The following is a 20,543-nucleotide window of genomic DNA, read 5'->3' as shown; positions in this document are numbered from 1 at the left end:
ACCGGGCAGCGTCCAACAAGGCCCGCCCGGATTGCGAGGTGGCCTATTGCCCCTTGCTCGCGAGCCAGACGACGTGACGGGCGCCGCGCTTGCCGTGAGCCCGCGCCTTGACCTCCTCGACCGTGAAGCCGGCCTGCTTGAGCCTTCGGGTGAAACCTGCGTCAGGGCCCTGCGACCAGACCGCCAGCACACCGCCGGGCTTGAGAGCTGCTCTCGCGCTGATCAGGCCGGCTGCGCTGTAGAGCGCATCGTTGGCCTTGTAGACGATGCCCTCGGGGCCGTTGTCGACATCGAGCAGGATCGCGTCCCAGGCCGATGCTTGCGAACGGATGAGCTGACCGACATCGGTCTCACGAATGCTGACGCGCCGGTCATCAAGGCAGCCGCCGAACAGCTCGGCCATCGGGCCGCGCGCCCAAATCACGACCGCCGGCACCAGTTCGGCAACGGCGACCTGCGCATCGTCGCCGAGCTCGGCCAGCGCCGCGCGCAAGGTAAAGCCCATGCCGAGGCCGCCGATCAGGATGTTTGGGGTCCGGCGGCCGGCAATCCTTTGACAGGACAGTTTCGCCAGCGCCTCTTCGGAACCGCTGAGCCGGCTGTTCATCAGCTCGTTCGCGCCAAGCATGATCGAGAATTCGCCGCCGCGCCGTTTCAGGCGGAGTTCCTGTCCGCCGTCAGGCGTTTTTGCCGAGTCCAGTTGAAGCCAGGGGATCATGCTCGATAGTCTTTGAGCATGATCTTGTCCGAAAACCGGTTCCCACTTTTCGGGATCATGCTGCCAGTGCCGGCTGGCTCCAGCGGGCGGCAAGCAGCCGGTAGGGGATCAGCGCCACCACCGCTATGATCAGCTTGACGCTGAGATCGCCGAGCGCCCAGGAGACCCAGCGCATCGTCTCGACCGGCAGCACGCCCATCAGCGGTGCGGTTTCCAGCGCAAAGCCGTCATTCGGCCCGGCGAAGGCGAAAGCCGCCGCAAAGGCGACGGTGAAAAACACCACCGTATCGAAAACGGAGCCGACCAGTGTGCCGACGATCGGCGCGCGCCACCAGCTCTGCCGGCGCAGGCGGTTGAACACGGTGACGTCGAGCAACTGCGCGGTGAGGAAGGCGGCGCCCGACGCCGCGGCAATGCGCACCAGCCGGTCGGCGGCGGTCTCGAATTCGATCAGGCCGTGGCGAAACAGCAGCGGTGGGATGACGATCGAGCAGATCACCGCTGTCATGAAGCCGACAAAAACGATCCTGCGCGCCACCGCCGGCCCATAGCGGCGATTGGCGAGATCGGTGACCAGGAATGAGAACGGATAGGTGAAGGCGCCCCAGGTCAGGATGTCGGCCAGCGACAACCCGCCGATTGAACCCTGCATCGGGAACTGCACGAGGATGTTCGAAGCCACGACGACGAGCGCCATGGCCGCCACGAAGGGCAGGTACCGCGAGAGGAAAGTCATTTTTTTATCCTGGGTAATGGAACCAGCGGAACGCGATCCGGAACCGGATCACGCCCTGGAAGGCGGCTGCCGCCGAAAAACTCAGGCGGCCGGCTGTTCGGCGAGCTTCTTGGCGATCTGCTTCTTCAACAGGCGGGCGCGCTGCGACAATTCCTTGGCATCGGCCTTGGCCAGGAAGGCATCGAGGCCGCCGCGATGCTCGACCGAACGCAGCGCGTTGGCCGAAATGCGCAGGCGCACATTCTGGTTCAGCGCTTCCGAGATCAGCGTCACATTGACGAGATTGGGCAGGAAGCGACGCTTGGTCTTGTTGTTGGCGTGGCTCACATTGTTGCCGGACATGACTGCCTTGGCAGTGAGTTCGCAGGTGCGGGACATGGTTCTAACCTTCGGTTCTCGGTCCTGGCCAAACATTCGACCCGCGCCGGGTGGCGCGCGGTTTCGGTCAGGCGGCCTTATGGAAAAAGTTGGCGTTCCATAGTTGCATTTCGCCGATGCGTCAAGCTTGGGGTTGGTTAGTGCCAAGGGAATCAATCAAAAGATGACCGATGCCGGCGCTGCCCCTCATTCGCCTGCCGGCACCTTCTCCCCGTATAGTAACGGGGAGAAGGGGCTTGGCCGCAGGCTCGGCGCTTCTGCAACTCCGCAAATTGGCGAAACCCTTTGCAAGGCGACCTTCTCCCCGTCCCTATACGGGGAGAAGTGCCCGGCAGGGCGATGAGGGGCTGCGCAAACCTGTCGCGATTTTCCAGGTGGCCACATTTTGTTCTTGCTTTGTGCCGGCAGCTATGCTACTAATTTCGGTATGGTGCTAATTGGCTCCAACGACCCGCCCGCCGAGGCGGGTTTTTTATTTTGGCCGTCGACCAGCCCCAACGTTGCCTGCCGACGGCGCCTTTCACATTAAGGCCGGAATTCAGCCTATAAGCGGTCGCACAGGGACATGCCAGACCGGAGCCGCCCGTCCGGTCGACAATCAAGGACCCGCCATGCCTCGTTCTTTCCTCCATGCCCTGGTCGTGCTGTTGGCCGTCGCGCTTTCGACGACGGTTTCGGCCGCTGAGCCGCAATCCTTCACGGGCGAATATTCGGTGTCGTTCCTCGGCCTCTCCGTGGCCAAGGCGAAATTCTCCAGCCAGTACGAGGGTGACAGCTATTCGATCGAGGGCAGCGTTTCCGCCGCCGGGCTCGCCACTTTGTTCGACGATACGCGAGGCACGATCTCGTCGAAGGGCAAGATTTCGGGCAAGCAGTTGCAGCCGCAAGCGTTCCACGCCGACTACACGTCCGGCAAGAAGGCATCGATGATCGACATCCAGTTTGCCAACGGCGTCGTCACCTCGACCAAGGTCGTGCCTGAGCCGAAGAAGCGCAATCCCGAGAATTGGATACCGCTGGTCGGCGGCGATCTCGTATCGGTCCTCGATCCGATGGCCGCGACCGTCATCCATGCCGACAGCCTCGACCAGGTCTGCGGGCGCACGGTGAAGCTCTATGACGGCGAAATGCGTGCCGATCTGAAACTGACCTACGAGTCCAAAGGGTCGATCTCGGTGGCCGGCTACAAGGGAGATACGGTCACCTGCAGGCTGGGCTTCGAGCCGGTGGCCGGCTACCGCAAGAACCGCAAGGCGCTGAATTACCTGAAGAAACGCAGCCGCATCATGGTGACGTTTGCACCGGTCGGCCAAAGCGGCGTATATGCGCCGATCCGCGCCACGGTCAGCACGCAAATCGGCCCGTTGACGATCAGCGCGGAGCGGTTCGAAGCAAACGAATAGGCGTGATGGTGCGCCGCCAACGGGCAGGGGCGACGGATATGGCGCGCGCAACACTGATCGGCTTCTCCGCGGTCGCCATGTGGGCGCTGCTGGCGCTGCTTACGGATGCCTCGGGCGCCGTGCCGCCGTTCCTGCTTTCGGCAATCACCTTTACGATCGGCACTTGCGTCGGGCTGGTTGCCCGGCTGTTCATGCCGGCAGCCGATGGCGCCGCGAAGATACCGCGCCAGGTTTGGGTGATCGGCATTGCCGGCCTGTTCGGCTACCACTTCTTCTACTTCACCGCGCTGCGCAATGCGCCGGCCGTCGAGGCCAGCCTGATCGCCTATCTGTGGCCGCTGCTGATCGTGCTGGGGTCGGCGCTGATGCCGGGCGAGCGGCTGGCCTGGAACCACGTCGCCGGCGCGCTGCTTGGCCTTGCCGGCACGGTCCTGATCGTCACCAAGGGCGGCGGGCTTGCCTTCGACGCGCGTTATGCCTTCGGCTACGCCATGGCCGGCGTCTGCGCGGTGCTGTGGTCGTCCTATTCGCTGTTGTCGAGGCGCTTCCCGTCGGTGCCGACCAGCATCGTCACCTGGTTCTGCGCCGCCACCGCGGCACTTTCGCTCGTCTGCCATCTGTTGCTGGAAGAAACGGTGCTGCCCAACGGCGCCGGCCAGTGGCTGGCCGTACTCGGCCTCGGTCTGATGCCGGTGGGGGCGGCGTTCTATGCCTGGGACATCGGCGTCAAGCGCGGCAACATCCAGGTGCTGGGGGCGGCGAGCTATGCCGCGCCGCTGCTGTCCACCCTGGTGCTGATATCAGCCGGCTTCGCCGAGCCGTCATGGCGCATCCTCGCCGCCTGCGTGCTGATCACCGGCGGCGCGGCACTGGCGGCGAAATCGCTGTTCCTGCGCAAGAGGGCTACGAGCGAGGCAAACGCTTGATGCCGTTTCCCAGCGGCATCGATGCCAATGCCAATGCGACGCTGGTATTTTCGCTGGCGGCGGCGGTGATTTACGCGTTCAGCCTCGGCATGCGGCCGCGTCTTTCGCGGTCGGCGGCAAGGACATTGGCGGTGGCGATGCTGGCGGTGCTGGTCGCGCAGCAGGGCGGCCCATGGCAGCTCGTCGCCGCGCTGGGCGTCAGTGCCGTCGGCGACGCCTTCCTGTCGCGCGACGGCGAGAAGGCATTTCTTGGCGCCACGGCCAGTTTTCTTGCCGCGCACGTGCTTTACGTCGTGCTGTTCCTGCGCGCCGGCGGCGGTGTCGGGCAACTTTTGGCCGAACCGTGGCGAGCAGTAATCGTGCTGGCGCTGACCGTATTCGCGCTGGCGATGATTTTCGCGCTCTGGCGCCGCATCGGCCCGGCCTTGCGTTTGCCGATTGGCATCCATGTCGCGGCGCTGCTTGGCATGGGCATTGCGGCGCTCACCCTGAACAGCGTCTGGGTCGTCGTCGGCGGCGTCCTGCTCATGCTGTCCGACGGGCTGCTCGCTGCGGAAAAGTTCCTGCTGCCCGCCATCTCGCCGCACCGCGTCTGGATGCGCCATGTGGTCTGGGTGCTGTACTACGCCGGCCAGCTGGCGATCACGCTGGGTTTCCTGCTGGGCTAAGGTGCCTAGGGCGTGCCCGGCAGCCAGCCTGGTTCGGCGAGTTCGAAGGCGGAGAAATCGAAACCCGGCGCCACGGTGCAGCCGACCAGGGTCCATTCGCCGAGGCTGCGCGCCGACTGCCACCAGCCCGCCGGCACGACGATCTGCGGCCGCTCGCCTGCGGCAAGCGCGGTACCGAGGATCTCCTCGATGACGGGACCGCCTTCTCGATGTATCGACAGCGCCAGCGGCGCACCGTCATAGAAATGCCAGACCTCGGCCGCGTCCCTGACCCGGTGCCAGGCCGACAATTGGTCCTTCTCGAGGAGGAAATAGATCGCTGTCGAATGGCCGCGGGCGCCTGCCGCGCCGTCGCGAAAGGTCTCGGCATACCAGCCACCTTCCGGATGCGGCTTCAGGCCGAGCAGGGCGATGATTTCGGCGGAACTGGTCATGATCCTAGTTCCTGGCGCCGCTCAGAAATTGTCCTTGCGCTTGCGGATCTCGGCGAACACTTCGGCGTCGGAGGCGTTCTCCAGGCCGAGATGCCTGCGGATCGCCGGATCGTGCCAGCGCAGGAACGGATTGGTCGACAGTTCCTCGCCGATCGTCGTCGGCAGCGTCGGTTTGCCGTTGGCGCGCAGCGCCTCGACCTTGGCGGCGCGCTCTTTCAGCGCCGAATTGGTCGGGTCGACGGTCAGCGCGAAACGGGCATTGGCCAGCGTATACTCATGGCCGCAATAGACGACCGTCTCGGCCGGCAGCGCCGCGAGCTTCTTCAGGGATTCGTACATCACCGGCGGCTTGCATTCGAGCAGCCGCCCACAGCCGAGCGCAAACAGCGTGTCGGCGGCGAAAGCCACTTTCGACGCCGGCAGATGATAGGTGACATGGCCGGCGGTATGGCCGGGTGTGGCGATGACCTCGATCCGCTCGTCGCCGAGATGGACGACCGAGCCTTGCTCGACGGTTTCGTCGATGCCGGGAATCTTCGCCTTTTCGGCTTTCGGCCCGACAATGCGCAGCTTGAAACGCTCCTTCAGCGCCAGATTGGCCTCGACATGGTCGAGATGGTGGTGAGTGGTCAGGATCATCGTCGGGGTCCAGCCGGTGCGCTTGATCGCCGCCAGGATCGGCGCCTCCTCGGGCGCATCGATGAGCGCCGTCTGACCGCTTTTCGGGTCGTGCACCAGCACGCCGAAATTGTCGCTGCGGCACATGAATTGTTCGATCTCGACCGGCATTGCATCTCTCCCTTTATTGCCGCAGACATAGGGCGCCTGCCAGCCGATGTCATCTGCCTTTGTTGAACTTGGACTGCTTCGAAGCTACCGTCCCGCGCATGCATTCAGACATTGTCGATCTCCGTTCGTTTTATTCGACCACGCTCGGCCGCCTGGCCGAACGCTCGATCACCATGGCGCTGTCCTCGATATGGGCCGTCGTGCCCAACGAGCGGCTGGTCGGCCTCGGCTACACCTTGCCGTGGCTGGAGCGCTTCGGCAGCGATGCCGAGCGCGTCTTTGCCTTTATGCCGGCAACGCAGGGCGCGGTGGTGTGGCCGGCGACGGGGCCGACGGCGACCGCCCTGGTCTTCGATGAGGAACTGCCGCTGGTCGATTCCTGCATCGACCGCATGCTCCTCGTCCATTCGCTTGAACATGTCGAGAACCCACGCGAGACGCTGAACGAGATCTGGCGGGTGCTGTCGCCGGCCGGCCGTGTCGTCATCGTCGTGCCCAACCGGCGCGGCGTCTGGGCACGCTTCGAGCGTACGCCTTTCGGCAATGGCCGGCCGTTCTCGCGCGGCCAGCTGACCGAATTGCTGCGCGAAGCGAATTTCACGCCGGCGGCGTGGTCCGATGCGCTGTTCTTCCCGCCGTCGCCGCGACGTTTCATGATGCAGTTCCACAATGTGCTGGAACGTGCCGGCCGGCGCTTCTGGCCGATCTTTTCGGGCGTTATCGTCGTCGAGGCGCAGAAGCGGCTCTATCAAGGCGTGCCGGTCGCCCAGCGCGCGTCCCGCCGCGTCTTCGTGCCGGTTCTCTCGCCGCATGGCGCGCCGACGCTTGGCCGGGCTGTCGCGGACCGAACGTCCGGCGCCGCCAGGATGACGCGTTCGTGATCCGAGACGTGCTTTTTCACGCCTATCTGACGATATCAGGTTTGCTGTCCGATTGAAGGCCGTGCGGCCGATCCCTATGACCGGTTTGGCATTGCTCCGAATGCAAGGATTTAACCGATGGATGATCGTCCGGATGTCGAGGCCAGCGCCCAGAAGCTTGCCACGTCGATCGAAGCCAGCAGCCTGCGTGAGCAGCTGGCAACAATCAAGATAGCGCTGACCACCTCGCCGGTGCGAAAACAATTGCTTTGGGCAGCGATCGGCATCGTCGCCGTCATCGTGGCGAGCTCGATCGGGCAGGTTCTGCTCAATCGCTGGAACCAGCCTTTCTATGACGCGCTGGCACGGCGCGACATGCCGGCTTTCCTGCATCAGCTTCTGGTCTTTGCCGGCATCGCCGGCGGGCTTGTGGTGCTCAATGTCGGCCAGACCTGGCTCGACCAGATGCTCCGCCTGAAGCTGCGCGAGGCGCTGACGCTCGACCTGATCGACGAATGGATGCGGCCGGCGCGTGCCTTCCGGCTGACCCATGCCGGCGCCATCGGCGTCAATCCCGACCAGCGCCTGCAGCAGGATGCCGGGCATCTCTCCGATCTTTCCACCGGTCTTGGCATCGGCCTGCTGCAGTCCTGCATCCTGCTTGCCTCGTTCGTTGGCGTCCTGTGGTCGCTGTCTTCCGGCTTCGTCTTCCACATAGGCGGCCATTCGCTGGCCATACCCGGCTACATGGTCTGGGCGGCGATCCTTTATGCTGGCACCGCCTCCTGGTTGAGCTGGCTGGTCGGGCGGCCGTTGATCCGCTTCAACAACGATCGCTATACGCGTGAAGCGGAGCTGCGCTCCTCGGTGGTTCGCGTCAACGAGAATGTCGATGCCATCGCGCTGGCGCACGGCGAGGCCGATGCCAGGCGCCGGCTCGAATTCGATCTCGGCATGGTGCTGGGCGCCATGCGGCGCATCTACAGCGCCCAGATCAATCTTTCCTGGGTTACCGACACCTATGGCTGGATCACTGTCGTCGCGCCGATTCTGGTCGCCTCACCGGTCTATTTCGCCGGCGATATCAGTTTTGGCGGCTTGATGATGGCAGTCGGCGCTTTCAACCAGGTTCATTCGTCGCTGCGCTGGTTCATCAACAATATCGGCGGCATCGCCGATTGGCGCGCTACGCTGATGCGGGTCGCCGACTTCCGCATCGCGCTTGGCGACACCGACGCGCTGCACCATACGGAAAGGCGCATTTCGTTCGGCGAAAACCCGGACGGCAGCCTGACCTTCGAGAAACTCGAGGTCGCCTCGCCGGAGGGATGTACCAAGCTTGCCGAGCCGCATGTCGAAATCCGCGCCGGCGACCGGGTCATGATCACCGGAGATCCGGGCGCCGGCAAGACGCTGTTCTTCCGGGCCATTGCCGGTCTGTGGCCATGGGGCAGCGGACGGATCGGCATGCCGGCCGGAGAAGCGCCGATCTTTGTTCCGCGTACCCCTTATTTCCCGCTCGGCAAGCTGCGCGAGGTGCTCAATCATTCAGACGGCGCAGCGGAGGCGAGCGATGGCGAGATCTCGGAGGTGCTGGCCGATGTCGGGCTGCAACGCCTGTCGTCCTCGCTCGATCGCTCGGCGCGCTGGGAGCGTGAGCTCAGTGACGACGAGCAGCGTCTGCTGGCCTTTGCCAGGCTGGCCTTGCGACGGCCGAAATGGGTGATCATCGACGAGGCGCTGGACGCGTTCGACGGCCCAACGCTGAGGCAAGTACTGTCGATGCTGGAGAAGCGCCTTCCCGACGCCGCGATCCTCAATATCGGCCGCGGCCAGCACAATGCCCGCTTCTTCCGGCGGGCGTTGACCATCGTCAAGGATGCCGGCCAACCGCCACTCAAGCCGGCCCGTATCAGGGCAGGTGCCATCGAACCGCCCCCGGCGATCGCCTCGACCGGCCGAAAGAAATAGAAGGCAAGCTTTATTTCGCCGCGATCGCGGCGAAAAACTGTCGCGATCGTTTCAGATGGGAACGTTCCGATCGGCCATGCTTGACGCTCTCGCCCTGCTCGCCTGCCTTGCCTGCACCCCGGCGGCACCTGCGGCCGCACCGGCCAATGCAATTGCCGTCGATGTCGAGCTGGTGCTGGCCGTCGACATCTCGCAGTCAATGGATGAAAGGGAGTTTGCCCTGCAGCGCGCCGGCTATGTCGCGGCGCTGCGCCACCCCGACTTCATCAACGCCGTGCGTGCCGGCACCTTCGGCCGCATCGCCATCGCCTATTTCGAATGGGCCGGCACCATCCGCGACGATGCGGTCATTGCCTGGCAGGTCGTCGACAGCAAGGAGAGCGCCAACGCTTTCGCCGACAAGATCGCGGCCCGCCCGTTCAGGAGCTTTCGCGGCACCTCGATTTCCGGTGCTGTGGCTTTCGGCGCCGAGCTTTTCAACGGCACGGCCTTCACCGGCAAACGCCGCGTCATCGACGTCTCGGGGGACGGCCCAAACAACACCGGCTTGCCGGTCACAACGGCACGCGATGCGGCGCTGGCGAAGGGCATCGTCATCAACGGGCTGCCGATCCTGATCAGCCCGTCACCCACCTTCAGCCATCTCGACCGGTATTATGCCGAATGCGTAACCGGCGGGCCGGGCTCGTTCGTGCTGCCGATCTATGCTGCTTCCGAATTCGCCACCGCCACTCGCCGCAAACTGATCCTCGAGGTCAGCGGCATCGAGTATCCCAAGGTGGATCCGAGGACGATCCGCATCGACGCACCGATCGACTGCCTGCAAGGCGAGCGCGACCGGCGGTTTTTCTCGGACCCATATTTCCCGGAACTTGACCGATAAGGCTGGCCCAGGGGTAAGCTAGGCTGGTGGCAGGCCGAAGGCCGGGAACAGAGATGGCCCGAGCGGCCCTATGAAGATCGTCAAGGAAGCGATCCCGCCCTCGGCTGCGTCGAACACATGCAGGGAATGGGCCCGCCATTCAGGGCCATCGTGGCTGCGGGAATAAACCCCGACCGCCGGCTGGGCATTGGCGCGGGTGGCCAGCGTGCGGAAGCCGCCAAACCTCGGCCAGACGGTCTCGAAGAAACCGCGGATCGCTTCGCGGCCTTGATACCATTCACGCCAAGGCGGCATGGTATAGATGGCGTCCTCACGCAGCAGCTCGATCAAGCCGTCGAGATTGGCGGCCTGCCAGGCCTGCATGTAGCGTTCGAGCAGCAGGCCTTCTTCGGGGCTGGGCCGTGATCGGCTGCCCGGCCGTCCCTGAGGATAGCGCGCTGCAAGGGTTGCGCGGGCGCGCTGCAACGCGCTGTTGATCGAAGCCGTCGATCCGCCCAGCAAACGCGCCGTCTCGACGGCCGACCATCCCAGGACGTCGGCAAGCAGCAGCGCGGCGCGCTGCCTGGGCGGCAGATCCTGGATCGCCGCGACGAAGGCGAGCTGGACGGCCTCGCGGCTCTCGTAACGGGCTTCCGGACCTGGCTCGCTGCCGGCAACGTCTGGAAGCTCGGCGTCGGGGTAGGGCTCCAGCCAGGCGATGTCGGCTACGGGCCCGCCTATGGCCGCCCCGTGCGAGGGCTGCCGTCCGGGTTCCCGGAGAATGCGACGCGCCCTCGACCTCGCCTTGATGGCGTTGAGGCAAGCGTTGGTCGCGATCATGTAGAGCCAACCGCGAACCGAACCTCGCCCGTCGAACTCCGATCTTGCGCGCCAGGCGCGAAGCAACGTGTCCTGGACGAGGTCGTCGGCCTCGTGCAGCGAACCCATCATGCGATAACAATGCAGCTTGAGCTCGCGGCGATGCGCGGCCGTGACCTTCTCGAAGGCCAGCCGATCGAGGATCGGCTGGCGTGCTGGTTCCAGAGGTGGTTGAGCGTCTGTCATGTGGCTTGTGCGGTTACGAGCGAGCGTTGCATTACGCGCCGCTCAGGCGGCCGGGGCAAGCCCGCTACCGCTCACCATGAAGGAACTGCCTTGCGGCTGGCCGGTGGCGAGTGCGACCACCGCCCGTCCGACATCGGCCGGCGTTTGCATGTCGGTCATGGCGGCGATGAAGTCCGCCGGCTGGATGCCCATATAGGCCGCTATGCTGTCGACGCCGGCCTTGCCCACGCCGGTTTCGGGCATGATGCGCATCGGCGCGAGCGCCATGAAGCGCAGGCCGAGGCCAAGCCGGTCGGCCTCCTTCTGGCTATGACCGGCCAGGAACATCTGCATGCGTTTCGCGCCGGCATAGCCGCCGGCGTTCGGTGGTCCGCCGGTCAAGGCCGCGCCGCTGGAGATCAGAACGATCCGGGTCCCCGGCTTGAGCGGACGCCGCAGAGCGGCCCGGCAAAACAGGAACGACGCCTTGACGTCCGTGTCCCAATTTGCCGAGAACGCCTTCCAGTTCTGTTCATGCACCGGCGCAGAAGGCGCCAGCGCACCTGCGCAGATCACCAGCACGTCCGGCTCAAGCGCGGCGAAGACCTTATCCGGGGCGGAGTCCACCGTAGCATCGACCGCGAGCGTCTTCACGCCCGAGACCTCCCAGGCAAATTGCGCCAGGGCCTGTTTTCCGCGGGCGACGGCCAGCACCGTCGCTTTCTCCTTGAGAGCGGCCTCCGCGATCGAGCGGCCGACACCACGGCTGCCTCCGACGACGACGACATTCTGATTTTGCAACGATCCCATGGATCACCTCTCGTTCCCGGCCGCCGGACCATCCAGGCGCGCTCATCGATAAGGACAGCGCAGGTGGGTGGAAATCATCGGTGCCTGGCGGAAATATCTTTCAGGTGACGGCAGCCGCGCGTCGGTTTTTGTATTCAGTGTCATTACCTCTGGGGTAATCGACCAGCGCACTACGTCTCGGCAAACTGCTCCCATCAAGCCGGTTGTCCGGCCTTCGACCACAAGGAGATACGCCATGACCGCCTACGCCGTCGCCCATATGCGCCAGGTCACGCCGGGGCCGCAGATCGTCGAGTACCTGCACAAGATCGATGCCACGCTGGAACCGTTTGGCGGCCGCTTCGTAGTGCACGGAGGCGAGGTGGAAGTCGTTGAAAACATCTGGCCGGGCTATCTCATAGTCATCGAGTTTCCCAACCGGCAGCAGGCACGTGCATGGTACGACTCGCCCGCCTATCAGGAGATATTGCCGCTGCGTACCGGCAATTCCCAGTCCGACGTGGTCTTCGTTGACGGCGTCCAGCACCCCCACAAGGCCACCGACGTTCTCGAATAGAGGGACGATCTGCGACGATTGGCTCTTATCGTTTCAGCAGGAACACCGCCTGCTGGCCGAAAAAATTCCAGAACCACCACGGCATCGAGAAGCCGATCCGCTGGCCGTTGGCGTCGAGCGCGGTTGCCTTTTCCACCGTCGCGCCAAGCTCGTCGCACAGATTGACGAAGTCGCGAATGGTGCAGAAATGGATGTTCGGCGTGTCGTACCAGGAATAGGGCAGGTCCCTGGTCACCGGCATGCGGCCGTTGAAGAGCAACGAAAAGCGCACCCGCCAGTGGCCGAAATTCGGGAATGAGACGATGGCGCGGTTGCCGATCCGGAGCAGTTCGTCGAGCACCAGCTTCGGATTGCGTGTCGCCTGCAAGGTCTGCGACAAGACGACGAAGTCGAAGCCCTTGTCGGGATAGAATTGGAGATCCTTGTCGGCATCGCCCTGGATGACCGACAGGCCACGCGCCACGCATTCGTTGACGCCGCGCTGCGACAGCTCCAGGCCGCGGCCATCGACCTTCTTGGTCGCCTGAAGCAATTCGAGCAGCAGGCCGTCGCCGGAACCGACGTCCAGCACCCGCGACTGCGGCGGGATGAGATCGGCGACGACTTCGAGGTCGACGCGCTGGGCGCGGTTGACGCTCATGCGTTCGCCTCTTGCCTGGCGCATGATCCTGATCCGAAAAGTCTGCAACTTTTCGGGGTCATGCGCTGATGCCTGGCGCATGGTCCTGATCCGAAAAGCCGGCAACTTTTCGGGGTCATGCGCCGAGCCCTCTCGCCCGAGCGGCCGAGGCGATGAAGCCTTTGATGGCGGCGAACAGTTCGGGCTCGTCGAGCAGAAAGGCGTCGTGGCCGCGGTCGGTCTCGATTTCGACGAACGATACCGAGGCGCCGGCCGCGTTCAGCGCGTGCACGACCGAGCGGCTCTCTTCGGTCGGGAACAGCCAGTCGCTGGTGAACGAAACCAGGCAGAAGCGCGTCTTGGTGCTGGCGAAGGCATCGGCCAGCCGGCCGCCATGGTCGGCGGCGAGATCGAAATAGTCCATCGCCCGGGTCATGTAGAGATAGGAGTTGGCATCGAAGCGATCGACGAAGGTCATGCCCTGATGGCGCAGATAGCTCTCGATCTGGAAGTCGGCATCGAAACCGAAGGTCAGCGCTTCGCGGTCCTGCAGGTTGCGGCCGAACTTGCGATGCAGCGCTGCTTCCGACAGATAGGTGATGTGGGCGGCCATGCGCGCCACCGCCAGCCCCTTTTCCGGCCGCTTGCCATGCTCGAAATATTTGCCGCCGTGCCAATCGGGGTCGGCCATCACCGCCTGCCTGCCGACCTCGTGGAAGGCGATGTTCTGCGAAGAATGGCGGGCGCCGGTCGCGATCGGCAGCGCCGAGAAGACGCGCTCGGGATAGCTGGAGGCCCATTGCAGCACCTGCATGCCGCCCATCGAGCCGCCAAGCACGCTGAACAACTGTTCGATGCCGAAATGCTCGACCAGCATCAACTGCGCCCGCACCATGTCGCGGATGGTGATGATCGGCAGGTCGAGCCCGTAAGGCTTGGCTGTGGCGGGATTTGTCGAGGCGGGGCCGGTGGAGCCGAGGCAGCCGCCGATGACGTTTGACGAGATGACGAAGAAACGGTCGGTATCGATGATCTTGCCGGGGCCGATCAGCACTTCCCACCAGCCCGGCTTGCCGGTCACGGGATTGGTGTTGGCGACGTGCTGGTCGCCGGTCAGCGCATGGCAGACGAGGATGGCGTTGGAGCGCGCGTCGTTGAGCGTGCCATAGGTCTGGTAGGCGATCTGGAACGGCGACAGCAGCGTGCCGGCGTCGAGCTTGAGCGGCTTGTCGGCGCCGAAACGCAACACGGGGCTCGACGGCTGGTCGGCCTCGTTGTTGGTTTTTCGAGCGCGCAAAGCGACCATTACATCTCCTTGCCCGGCCTTCCGTTGTCCGCCGGTCTGGGCAACAGCCAGTCAGGGCAACAAAAAACCGGCCATGCCTTCGCAAAGCCGGTTACAAGATGCAAACGGCCCTTTAGCAAGTTGTTTAACGTGGCTGCAAGCCGACCGGCCAAATCACCACGGAACTGTTGCTGCTCTTCTAGGACCGACGCATGGCTTCGTCAACGGCAAGTTCTTGATCCCGAATTGCCGCCCCTCGACATTCCGAGCCACGGCTTGTATTTCCGCTGCGGCCTCCGGATGGAGGCACTCTCGACGGATTTCATGAAATGAGCCAGACACCGGATCAGACACGTCCAAGGCCCCGCGCCGGCATCATGGACATCGAAGCCTATGTGCCCGGCAAGAGCGCGGCGCCTGAAGGTGTCGCCAAGGTCCATAAATTGTCGGCGAACGAGAACCCGCTCGGTCCTTCGCCAAAGGCGATAGAGGCCGCGCGCGCGGTCGCCGACAAGCTCGCGGTCTATCCCGACGGCAGCGCCAGGCGCCTGAGGGAAGCGATCGCCGAGGTGCACGGGCTCAACCCGGCGAACATCGTCTGCTCCAACGGCTCCGACGAGATTCTGGGCCTGCTGGCGCAGACCTATCTCGCACCCGGCGACGAAGCCATCATCACCGAACACGGCTTCATGGTCTACAAGATCTACATACAGTCGGCCGGTGCCGTCCCGGTAACGGTCAAGGAGACCGATGAACGCGCCGACATCGATGCGATCCTCGCCGCGGTGACGCCGGCTACCCGGATCATCTTCCTTGCCAATCCAAACAATCCAACCGGCACCTACGTGCCGTTCCAGGAGGTGCGCCGCCTGCATGCCGGCCTGCCGCGAAACGTGCTTCTGGTGCTGGATGCAGCTTACGCCGAATATGTCCGGCGAAACGATTATGAAGCCGGCGTCGAGTTGGTGGGCAGCGCGGAAAACGTGGTCATGACCCGCACTTTCTCCAAATTGGGCCTGGGCGGGGCGCGGATCGGCTGGATGTATGCGCCAATGCACGTCATCGACGCGATCAACCGCGTGCGCGGGCCTTTCAACGTCAATGCGACGGCGATCGAGGCCGGCATCGCGGCGATCCACGACCGCGCCCATATCGAACGCAGCGTCGCGCACAACGAGACCTGGCTAGCCTGGCTGAGCGAGCAACTAAGCGAGCTCGGGCTGCGGGTGACGCCGAGCGTAGGCAATTTCATCCTCATCCACTTTCCCGAGGACAAAAAGCATTCGGCGGCGGCCGCCGACGACTACCTCAGTGCGCGCGGCTACATATTGCGGCGCGTTTCCGGCTACGGTTTTCCGAGCGCGCTGCGCATGAGCATCGGCACCGAAGAGGCCAATCGCGGCGTTGTCGCAGCACTCGCGACATTCCTGAAAAGCTAGAACACCATGACCTCACCGATGTTCGAAAAGATCGCGCTGGTCGGCATCGGCCTGATCGGCTCGTCGCTGGCCCGCGTCATCCGCCGCGAGGGACTCGCCGGCCAAGTCGCGATTTCGACGCGCAGCGACGCGACGCTGGCACGCGCGAGCCAACTCGACCTTGGCGACACCTATACGACGGATGCGAAAGAGGCGGTTGGCGATGCTGATCTGGTTATCGTTTCGGTGCCGGTCGGCTCTTCAGGCACGGTCGCCGCAGAGATCGCGCCGGCGCTGAAGAAGGGCGCCATCCTCACCGATGTCGGCTCGACCAAGGCGTCGGTGATCGCGCAGATGCAGCCGCATGTGCCTGATGGCGTGCACTTCATCCCCGGCCATCCTTTGGCCGGCACCGAAAAATCGGGACCGGACGCCGGTTTTGCCGAACTGTTCGAGAACCGCTGGTGCATTTTCACGCCGCTGCCCGGTACCGATCCCGCAGCACTGGAAAAGCTCTCGGAATTCTGGCGCTGCTGCGGCTCCAACATCGACACGATGGACCCGCAGCATCACGACATGACGCTGGCCATCGTTTCGCACCTGCCGCATATCATCGCTTACAATATCGTCGGTACCGCCGACGATCTGGAGTCGGTGACCAAGTCCGAGGTCATCAAATACTCGGCTTCCGGCTTTCGCGACTTCACCCGTCTCGCGGCGTCCGACCCGACCATGTGGCGCGACGTCTGCCTGCACAACAAGGACGCCATTCTCGAAATGCTGGCGCGGTTTTCCGAGGATCTGTCCTCGCTGCAGCGGGCGATCCGCTGGGGCGACGGCGAAAAACTGTTCGACCTGTTCACCCGCACCCGCGCCGTCCGCCGCTCGATTATCGAGGCCGGCCAGGACATCGACGTACCGGATTTCGGCCGCCAGGCAGTCGAACACCCGCCGAAGGGATAAGCCGCGGCAGGCCGATGGCAGGCCGGCCCGGCTTAGAGCGGTTCATCGTTTCACAGAAACGCCGAACCGCTCTATCTCTTTGTTTTTGCGCAATTCCGGACGGAAAACCGTTTCACACTTTTCCTGGAATTGCTCTAGTCGAGCGGCTTGATCTTGCCGAGCGGGATGAAGCCGAGCGAGGCCTTGCCCCTGACGATCTTCAGCGGCATCGACGGCTGGTTGCCGAGCAGCGCCAGTCCGGCAAAGCCGGTTTGGATCTCTTTCTTCTGCTCGGGGATGGCGGTGGCGAGGATTGCCGCCACGGCCTTCGGATCATTGAGCCTGATCGTCAGGTCGGCATTTATGAGACCGTCGTCATCGACCGACAGCGGTCCGGAAACGGTGATGCGCGCAGTTCCGGACGACAGATCGAGCTCGTGGATTTCGGCCGCCTGGCCGCGCAGGCTCTTCGGATTTGCCTTGATCAGCGTCACGCCGTTCTTCAGCGTCACGTCGCCGCTGCCGTCGAGCGGCGGCAAGACGCGCCCGTCGATGGCCGCCGCGTCGATTTCGAGATCGGTGAAATTGCCGGTATAGTCGATGTCCGGGCCGTTTGGGCGCAATTGCCCGATGGCAGTTCCGGCGCTGAACAGCGAGACGGGATCGGTGTCGTCTGCCGGATCGGTCTGGCCGGACAGGCCTTCTGCCTGCAGCGAGAGGCGTCTCGGCAGCGGCCAGGACAGCTTCATGTCGGCCCGCAGATCATCCCAGTCGATCCAGAGCGGGGTCATGCCGGGAACTGAGGTCCTGAGCGGCCCCCTGAGCTCGGCGGCAGGCGACAGAAGCCGCGTGATCTGCGTGGCGGCGTTGATCTTGCCTGTCGATGCCGCGACGTTGCGGCTGTCGTCCTCGTAAGCCAGGCTGTCGCAGGAAAGGGTGAAGCTGAAGGGATAGCCGCTGACCGCGAGATTGGCGCAGTCGGCCTTGATGCCTTTGTCGTCGAGGTCGGCGACCGCCTTTTTGGCTGCGCTCTCGACCAGGTCCGCCAGGTAGAACCAGCCCGCGCTGTAGATGCCGAACAGCACGAGAATGAAAGCGGCAAGCCACAACAGGCGGCGACGTTGGCTGGGCGGCGGGCGCTCGTCACTTGACGTCATGCTGCGGCTTTCGTTAACGCGGGGTGGCACGGGTGGGCTGTCGCTTGCGGCACCAATAGGCAGACGGACTGAAACACCACCGGTGAGGTGGTCGTCACAATCAGGCTTGGCGATATGGGCGATTTTTGGGTTTTTGGCTACGGCTCACTGATCTGGCGACCGGGATTCGCGCATGTCGAGACGCGGCGCGCCCGCCTGCATGGCTACCGCCGTTCGCTCTGCGTCTATTCTTTCGTGCATCGCGGCACGCGCGAACGGCCGGGCCTGGTGCTCGGCCTCGACCGCGGCGGCTCCTGCATCGGGCTGGCGTTCCGGGTTCCAGGCGAGCTGCGCAACGAGGTCATTACCTATCTGCGCGAACGCGAGCTGGTCACCAACGTCTATCTCGAACGTGTGCTCAGCGTTCGCCTCGACAAGAGTGAAACGGATGGGAGCGGGACGGTCGAAGCCATCGCCTATGTCGTGGACCGCAGCCATGAGCAATATGCCGGTGCGCTCGACCCGGCCGAGGCGGCGACCGTCGTTCGCGGCGCCGTCGGCCAGTCGGGGAGGAATGAGGACTACGTGCTCAGCACGCTGGAGCACCTCGAAGCACTGGGTATCAGCGACCACTGGCTGGAAGACGTGACAAGACGGATCGCGACGTAGCTTCTTTTATCGTTGACCATGATGTTTTCGGTGGTCTGGGCTACATCCTGAAAATCTGTTTTCCAAGATCGGCGCGATCCAGGCTGTTTGCCACGGCAAGCTTGAACTCGGTCAGCGCGTGGAGACCGCCGACAGGAACGTGGAAGCCGGGCTGGCCGAAGGTGTCGATAACCTCGCGTAGCACAGGCCGGTCGGCTTCGGCCGGCGGCGAAAAGAAATAGCGATAGATATTCGCCCTGATCTCGACGCCGCTCAGCAACACATCGAAATTGTGCAGTTCGAAGCGCTCGGCACTCATGCCGCCATTGATCACCATCTGCCCGCCGAGCGCCAGGGTGCGGATCAATTCGCCGCTGACAGGTCCGCCGACATTGTCGATAATCCCGTTCAATCCGGCGCCACCGGTGATATCCATCACCGCTTCCCGGATACTTGCCTTCAAGTCAGAAAGGTCAAGAATGGCGGCGGCGCCAAGCGTCTTCAGATCGAAGCTTTGGTGCGAGTGCCGCACCAGCGCGATGACGTTGATACCGCGTCGTTGGGCGAACTGCATCACCATTGTCGAAATCGACGAATAGCCGGCCGTGACAGCCAGCCACTGGCCAGGCCGCACACGGGAATCCACCAGCAGATCCCACGCGGTAATGGGGTTCACCATCTGCCCGGCGCGTTCGACCGGATAGCCGGCAGGCAACGGGATCAGCCATTCGGCGGGAATGGCCGCGTACTCGGCCCAGCTGCCATAATAGCTGAATGCGACAAGCGTGCCCGGTTCCAGCAAGACGTTCGCGCCGACGGCTTCGACGATGCCGGCGCCATGGTTTCCTGCGACCTGCCGGGGAAAATGCGGCTTCTTCGGTTCGGGATAGAGGTTCTGGATAAACAGGAAGTCGCCCGGATTGATCGAGGCCGAGACCATCCTGACCAGCACCTCGCCGTCGCCGATGCGCGGCATCGGCAGGTCGTCCATGTAGAGCACGTCGCGCGGCGAACCGATGGCGTCAAATACAATTGCTTTCATTCTGGTCTCCACAACAAACGATCCGGGGCAAACAGTCCGGGCTTGGCCAGACCGTGCCGAGATTTGCGTCGGCGCCGCGGAACCTATGGCCGGCCGGCAAAGGTCTGAATTGGCAGATTTGACAATCTATGTGCTAAACTTGCCAGATTGTTTCCTCAGAGGGTACTGGTTTGGAAATTCGGGACAGCGTCTTGAAGCCCGACACGGCGCGGCGGGTCGCGGTTTTGTGAAGCGCCGGCGGGCTGGAAAAGAGGCTATGCGTTTGACGTTGCCACGGTGCGACATAGGTTAGCCCGGTCGGCGGCTCCCACCCGCCCCAGCATGAATCACCATGGAGATCAGCCTTGCAGAAACGTCGTCTCGGTCGCACCGACCTATCCATCGCGCCATTGGTTCTGGGCGGCAATGTGTTCGGCTGGACCGCCGATGAGAAAACCTCGTTCGACCTGCTCGACCGCTTTGTCGACGCTGGCCTCAACGCCATCGACACGGCCGATTCCTATTCGCGCTGGATTGCCGGCCACCAGGGCGGCGAATCCGAAACCATCATCGGCCGATGGATGAAGAGCCGTGGTAACCGCGACAAGGTTGTCGTTATCACCAAGGTCGGTTCGGATATGGGACAGGGCAAGAGGGACCTGTCCGCCGCCTATATCGAAAAGGCCATCGATGCTTCGCTGAAGAGGCTGCAGGTCGATACAATCGATCTCTATCTGTCGCACTGGCCTGATCCGGCCACTCCCTATGAGGAAACGCTCGGCGCCTACCAGAAACTGCTCGACAAGGGCAAAATCCGTTATGCCGGCGCTTCCAACCTCGACGCCGCCCAGTTGCGGGCCGCACTTGACGTAGCAAGCCTGCGCGGCCTGCCGCGCTACGAGGTGCTGCAGCCGGAATACAACCTTTACGACCGCTCGTCCTTCGATGGTCCGCTGCGCGATCTGTGCGCGGCCGAGGACATCGGCGTCATCACCTATTTCAGCCTCGCCAAGGGGTTTCTGAGCGGCAAGTACCGCAGCGAGGCCGACCTCGGCAAAAGCCCGCGCGGTGGCGGTGTGAAGGGCTATCTCAACACCCGCGGCATGCGCATTCTCTCAGCGCTCGATGCCGTTTCAGCCAGACATTCGGCCAAGCCAGCGGAAGTGGCGCTTGCCTGGGTCATGGCACGGCCCGGCGTCACCGCTCCGATCGCCAGCGCGACGACGCTCGACCAGCTCGACAGCCTGGTGCGTGCCGCATCGTTGCAGCTCAGTCCGGACGATATCGCCGAGCTCGACAAGGCCAGCGCATAGCCGCGC

General features: G+C 63.8%; 22 protein-coding genes and 1 riboswitch. Of the genes, 11 read left to right on the top strand and 11 right to left on the bottom strand.

Annotation, left to right across the window (positions count from 1 at the left end):
* Window positions 1-43: 43 nt before the first annotated feature.
* The 3 genes from NKI59_RS08995 to rpmB form a co-directional block, all read right to left on the bottom strand.
* The gene (locus NKI59_RS08995) at window positions 44-718 is read right to left on the bottom strand and encodes a spermidine synthase (RefSeq protein WP_352703669.1); all 675 of its coding nucleotides are present in this window, start codon (window positions 716-718) and stop codon (window positions 44-46) included.
* A 55-nt stretch (window positions 719-773) separates the two neighbouring features.
* Window positions 774-1,454 carry a queuosine precursor transporter gene (locus NKI59_RS08990; RefSeq protein WP_352703667.1) on the bottom strand — a complete coding sequence of 227 codons (681 nt, stop codon included), beginning with the start codon at window positions 1,452-1,454 and terminating at the stop codon, window positions 774-776.
* Between the two features lie 81 nt (window positions 1,455-1,535).
* A complete protein-coding gene (gene rpmB / locus NKI59_RS08985; RefSeq protein WP_006328411.1) occupies window positions 1,536-1,832 on the bottom strand; it encodes a 50S ribosomal protein L28 in 297 nt (98 codons plus the stop codon).
* 611 nt (window positions 1,833-2,443) lie between these two features.
* Between rpmB and NKI59_RS08980 the strand changes: the two genes are divergently transcribed.
* Genes NKI59_RS08980 through NKI59_RS08970 form a run of 3 tightly spaced genes read left to right on the top strand, consistent with a single transcriptional unit; the run spans window position 2,444 to window position 4,829 of the window.
* Entirely contained in the window at window positions 2,444-3,235 is a 792-nt protein-coding gene (locus NKI59_RS08980; protein ID WP_352703665.1) for a DUF3108 domain-containing protein, read from the top strand.
* Between the two features lie 38 nt (window positions 3,236-3,273).
* Window positions 3,274-4,161, top strand: coding sequence for an aromatic amino acid exporter YddG (gene yddG / locus NKI59_RS08975; RefSeq protein WP_352703663.1), 888 nt, complete (start codon window positions 3,274-3,276; stop codon window positions 4,159-4,161).
* A complete protein-coding gene (locus NKI59_RS08970) occupies window positions 4,161-4,829 on the top strand; it encodes a lysoplasmalogenase family protein (protein WP_352703662.1) in 669 nt (222 codons plus the stop codon). The genes yddG and NKI59_RS08970 overlap by 1 nt, the downstream gene beginning before the upstream one ends.
* A 5-nt stretch (window positions 4,830-4,834) precedes the next feature.
* Here NKI59_RS08970 and NKI59_RS08965 read toward each other — a convergent pair whose 3' ends face one another.
* Complete coding sequence (locus NKI59_RS08965; protein WP_352703660.1) at window positions 4,835-5,263, bottom strand: cupin domain-containing protein; 429 nt, start codon at window positions 5,261-5,263, stop codon at window positions 4,835-4,837.
* Between the two features lie 21 nt (window positions 5,264-5,284).
* Window positions 5,285-6,052 (bottom strand): hydroxyacylglutathione hydrolase, encoded by a 768-nt coding sequence (gene gloB, locus NKI59_RS08960; RefSeq protein WP_352703658.1) that lies wholly within the window; start codon window positions 6,050-6,052, stop codon window positions 5,285-5,287.
* 98 nt (window positions 6,053-6,150) lie between these two features.
* Here gloB and NKI59_RS08955 point away from each other — a divergent pair, with 98 nt between their 5' ends.
* The 3 genes from NKI59_RS08955 to NKI59_RS08945 all read left to right on the top strand — a co-directional run bounded on the left by NKI59_RS08955 (window position 6,151) and on the right by NKI59_RS08945 (window position 9,766).
* Complete coding sequence (locus tag NKI59_RS08955; protein ID WP_352703656.1) at window positions 6,151-6,933, top strand: class I SAM-dependent methyltransferase; 783 nt, start codon at window positions 6,151-6,153, stop codon at window positions 6,931-6,933.
* 117 nt (window positions 6,934-7,050) lie between these two features.
* On the top strand, window positions 7,051-8,883 hold the full coding sequence (locus NKI59_RS08950) for an ABC transporter ATP-binding protein/permease (RefSeq protein ID WP_352703655.1): 1,833 nt from the start codon (window positions 7,051-7,053) through the stop codon (window positions 8,881-8,883).
* Between the two features lie 76 nt (window positions 8,884-8,959).
* Window positions 8,960-9,766: a DUF1194 domain-containing protein gene (locus tag NKI59_RS08945; protein ID WP_023677905.1), complete on the top strand. Its 807-nt coding sequence runs from the start codon at window positions 8,960-8,962 to the stop codon at window positions 9,764-9,766.
* Window positions 9,767-9,784: 18 nt separating this feature from the next.
* Here the strand turns inward: NKI59_RS08945 and NKI59_RS08940 are convergent, their stop codons facing one another.
* Both NKI59_RS08940 and NKI59_RS08935 read right to left on the bottom strand, forming a co-directional pair.
* Window positions 9,785-10,810, bottom strand: a complete 1,026-nt coding sequence (locus NKI59_RS08940; RefSeq protein WP_352570576.1) for an RNA polymerase subunit sigma-70 — start codon at window positions 10,808-10,810, stop codon at window positions 9,785-9,787.
* Between the two features lie 42 nt (window positions 10,811-10,852).
* Window positions 10,853-11,599, bottom strand: a complete 747-nt coding sequence (locus tag NKI59_RS08935; RefSeq protein ID WP_352452472.1) for an SDR family NAD(P)-dependent oxidoreductase — start codon at window positions 11,597-11,599, stop codon at window positions 10,853-10,855.
* A 235-nt stretch (window positions 11,600-11,834) separates the two neighbouring features.
* On the opposite strand from NKI59_RS08935, the gene NKI59_RS08930 reads away from it, so the two are divergent.
* The gene (locus NKI59_RS08930) at window positions 11,835-12,155 is read left to right on the top strand and encodes a DUF1330 domain-containing protein (protein WP_352677772.1); all 321 of its coding nucleotides are present in this window, start codon (window positions 11,835-11,837) and stop codon (window positions 12,153-12,155) included.
* A gap of 25 nt (window positions 12,156-12,180) precedes the next feature.
* Here NKI59_RS08930 and metW read toward each other — a convergent pair whose 3' ends face one another.
* Window positions 12,181-12,795, bottom strand: coding sequence for a methionine biosynthesis protein MetW (metW, locus tag NKI59_RS08925; RefSeq protein WP_023677909.1), 615 nt, complete (start codon window positions 12,793-12,795; stop codon window positions 12,181-12,183).
* A 115-nt stretch (window positions 12,796-12,910) separates the two neighbouring features.
* The gene (gene metX, locus NKI59_RS08920; RefSeq protein ID WP_023677910.1) at window positions 12,911-14,080 is read right to left on the bottom strand and encodes a homoserine O-acetyltransferase MetX; all 1,170 of its coding nucleotides are present in this window, start codon (window positions 14,078-14,080) and stop codon (window positions 12,911-12,913) included.
* 92 nt (window positions 14,081-14,172) lie between these two features.
* A riboswitch (SAM riboswitch) is annotated at window positions 14,173-14,250 on the bottom strand.
* A 138-nt stretch (window positions 14,251-14,388) separates the two neighbouring features.
* On the opposite strand from metX, the gene hisC reads away from it, so the two are divergent.
* Complete coding sequence (gene hisC / locus NKI59_RS08915) at window positions 14,389-15,498, top strand: histidinol-phosphate transaminase (RefSeq protein WP_352621618.1); 1,110 nt, start codon at window positions 14,389-14,391, stop codon at window positions 15,496-15,498.
* A gap of 6 nt (window positions 15,499-15,504) precedes the next feature.
* Window positions 15,505-16,440: a prephenate/arogenate dehydrogenase family protein gene (locus NKI59_RS08910; RefSeq protein WP_352621620.1), complete on the top strand. Its 936-nt coding sequence runs from the start codon at window positions 15,505-15,507 to the stop codon at window positions 16,438-16,440.
* A 134-nt stretch (window positions 16,441-16,574) separates the two neighbouring features.
* Here the strand turns inward: NKI59_RS08910 and NKI59_RS08905 are convergent, their stop codons facing one another.
* Window positions 16,575-17,576, bottom strand: a complete 1,002-nt coding sequence (locus tag NKI59_RS08905; RefSeq protein ID WP_352703653.1) for a DUF2125 domain-containing protein — start codon at window positions 17,574-17,576, stop codon at window positions 16,575-16,577.
* Between the two features lie 114 nt (window positions 17,577-17,690).
* Between NKI59_RS08905 and NKI59_RS08900 the strand changes: the two genes are divergently transcribed.
* The gene (locus tag NKI59_RS08900) at window positions 17,691-18,224 is read left to right on the top strand and encodes a gamma-glutamylcyclotransferase (RefSeq protein ID WP_352703651.1); all 534 of its coding nucleotides are present in this window, start codon (window positions 17,691-17,693) and stop codon (window positions 18,222-18,224) included.
* Between the two features lie 40 nt (window positions 18,225-18,264).
* On the opposite strand, the gene NKI59_RS08895 is transcribed toward NKI59_RS08900, so the two are convergent.
* Window positions 18,265-19,245 carry a quinone oxidoreductase family protein gene (locus tag NKI59_RS08895; RefSeq protein ID WP_352577230.1) on the bottom strand — a complete coding sequence of 327 codons (981 nt, stop codon included), beginning with the start codon at window positions 19,243-19,245 and terminating at the stop codon, window positions 18,265-18,267.
* Window positions 19,246-19,589: 344 nt separating this feature from the next.
* On the opposite strand from NKI59_RS08895, the gene NKI59_RS08890 reads away from it, so the two are divergent.
* Entirely contained in the window at window positions 19,590-20,537 is a 948-nt protein-coding gene (locus NKI59_RS08890) for an aldo/keto reductase (protein WP_352593905.1), read from the top strand.
* The last annotated feature ends 6 nt before the right edge of the window (window positions 20,538-20,543 follow it).

The organism is Mesorhizobium sp. M0598 (genome assembly GCF_040320865.1).
Lineage (GTDB): Bacteria > Pseudomonadota > Alphaproteobacteria > Rhizobiales > Rhizobiaceae > Mesorhizobium.
The sequence above is the reverse complement of the archived record's forward strand: the minus strand, read 5'-3'. Positions and strand labels throughout refer to the sequence as shown.

Bases quoted from the DNA above. Each gene is read 5' to 3' on its own strand.
- metW (WP_023677909.1), bottom strand. From the start codon at position 12,795: ATGAGCGTCAACCGCGCCCAGCGCGTCGACCTCGAAGTCGTCGCCGAT.
- NKI59_RS08940 (WP_352570576.1), bottom strand. From the start codon at position 10,810: ATGACAGACGCTCAACCACCTCTGGAACCAGCACGCCAGCCGATCCTC.
- hisC (WP_352621618.1), top strand. From the start codon at position 14,389: ATGAGCCAGACACCGGATCAGACACGTCCAAGGCCCCGCGCCGGCATC.
- NKI59_RS08905 (WP_352703653.1), bottom strand. From the start codon at position 17,576: ATGACGTCAAGTGACGAGCGCCCGCCGCCCAGCCAACGTCGCCGCCTG.
- NKI59_RS08955 (WP_352703656.1), top strand. From the start codon at position 6,151: ATGCATTCAGACATTGTCGATCTCCGTTCGTTTTATTCGACCACGCTC.
- NKI59_RS08930 (WP_352677772.1), top strand. From the start codon at position 11,835: ATGACCGCCTACGCCGTCGCCCATATGCGCCAGGTCACGCCGGGGCCG.
- NKI59_RS08990 (WP_352703667.1), bottom strand. From the start codon at position 1,454: ATGACTTTCCTCTCGCGGTACCTGCCCTTCGTGGCGGCCATGGCGCTC.
- NKI59_RS08935 (WP_352452472.1), bottom strand. From the start codon at position 11,599: ATGGGATCGTTGCAAAATCAGAATGTCGTCGTCGTCGGAGGCAGCCGT.
- NKI59_RS08945 (WP_023677905.1), top strand. From the start codon at position 8,960: ATGCTTGACGCTCTCGCCCTGCTCGCCTGCCTTGCCTGCACCCCGGCG.
- yddG (WP_352703663.1), top strand. From the start codon at position 3,274: ATGGCGCGCGCAACACTGATCGGCTTCTCCGCGGTCGCCATGTGGGCG.
- NKI59_RS08980 (WP_352703665.1), top strand. From the start codon at position 2,444: ATGCCTCGTTCTTTCCTCCATGCCCTGGTCGTGCTGTTGGCCGTCGCG.
- gloB (WP_352703658.1), bottom strand. From the start codon at position 6,052: ATGCCGGTCGAGATCGAACAATTCATGTGCCGCAGCGACAATTTCGGC.
- metX (WP_023677910.1), bottom strand. From the start codon at position 14,080: ATGGTCGCTTTGCGCGCTCGAAAAACCAACAACGAGGCCGACCAGCCG.
- NKI59_RS08895 (WP_352577230.1), bottom strand. From the start codon at position 19,245: ATGAAAGCAATTGTATTTGACGCCATCGGTTCGCCGCGCGACGTGCTC.
- NKI59_RS08970 (WP_352703662.1), top strand. From the start codon at position 4,161: ATGCCGTTTCCCAGCGGCATCGATGCCAATGCCAATGCGACGCTGGTA.
- rpmB (WP_006328411.1), bottom strand. From the start codon at position 1,832: ATGTCCCGCACCTGCGAACTCACTGCCAAGGCAGTCATGTCCGGCAAC.
- NKI59_RS08910 (WP_352621620.1), top strand. From the start codon at position 15,505: ATGACCTCACCGATGTTCGAAAAGATCGCGCTGGTCGGCATCGGCCTG.
- NKI59_RS08995 (WP_352703669.1), bottom strand. From the start codon at position 718: ATGATCCCCTGGCTTCAACTGGACTCGGCAAAAACGCCTGACGGCGGA.
- NKI59_RS08950 (WP_352703655.1), top strand. From the start codon at position 7,051: ATGGATGATCGTCCGGATGTCGAGGCCAGCGCCCAGAAGCTTGCCACG.
- NKI59_RS08900 (WP_352703651.1), top strand. From the start codon at position 17,691: ATGGGCGATTTTTGGGTTTTTGGCTACGGCTCACTGATCTGGCGACCG.
- NKI59_RS08965 (WP_352703660.1), bottom strand. From the start codon at position 5,263: ATGACCAGTTCCGCCGAAATCATCGCCCTGCTCGGCCTGAAGCCGCAT.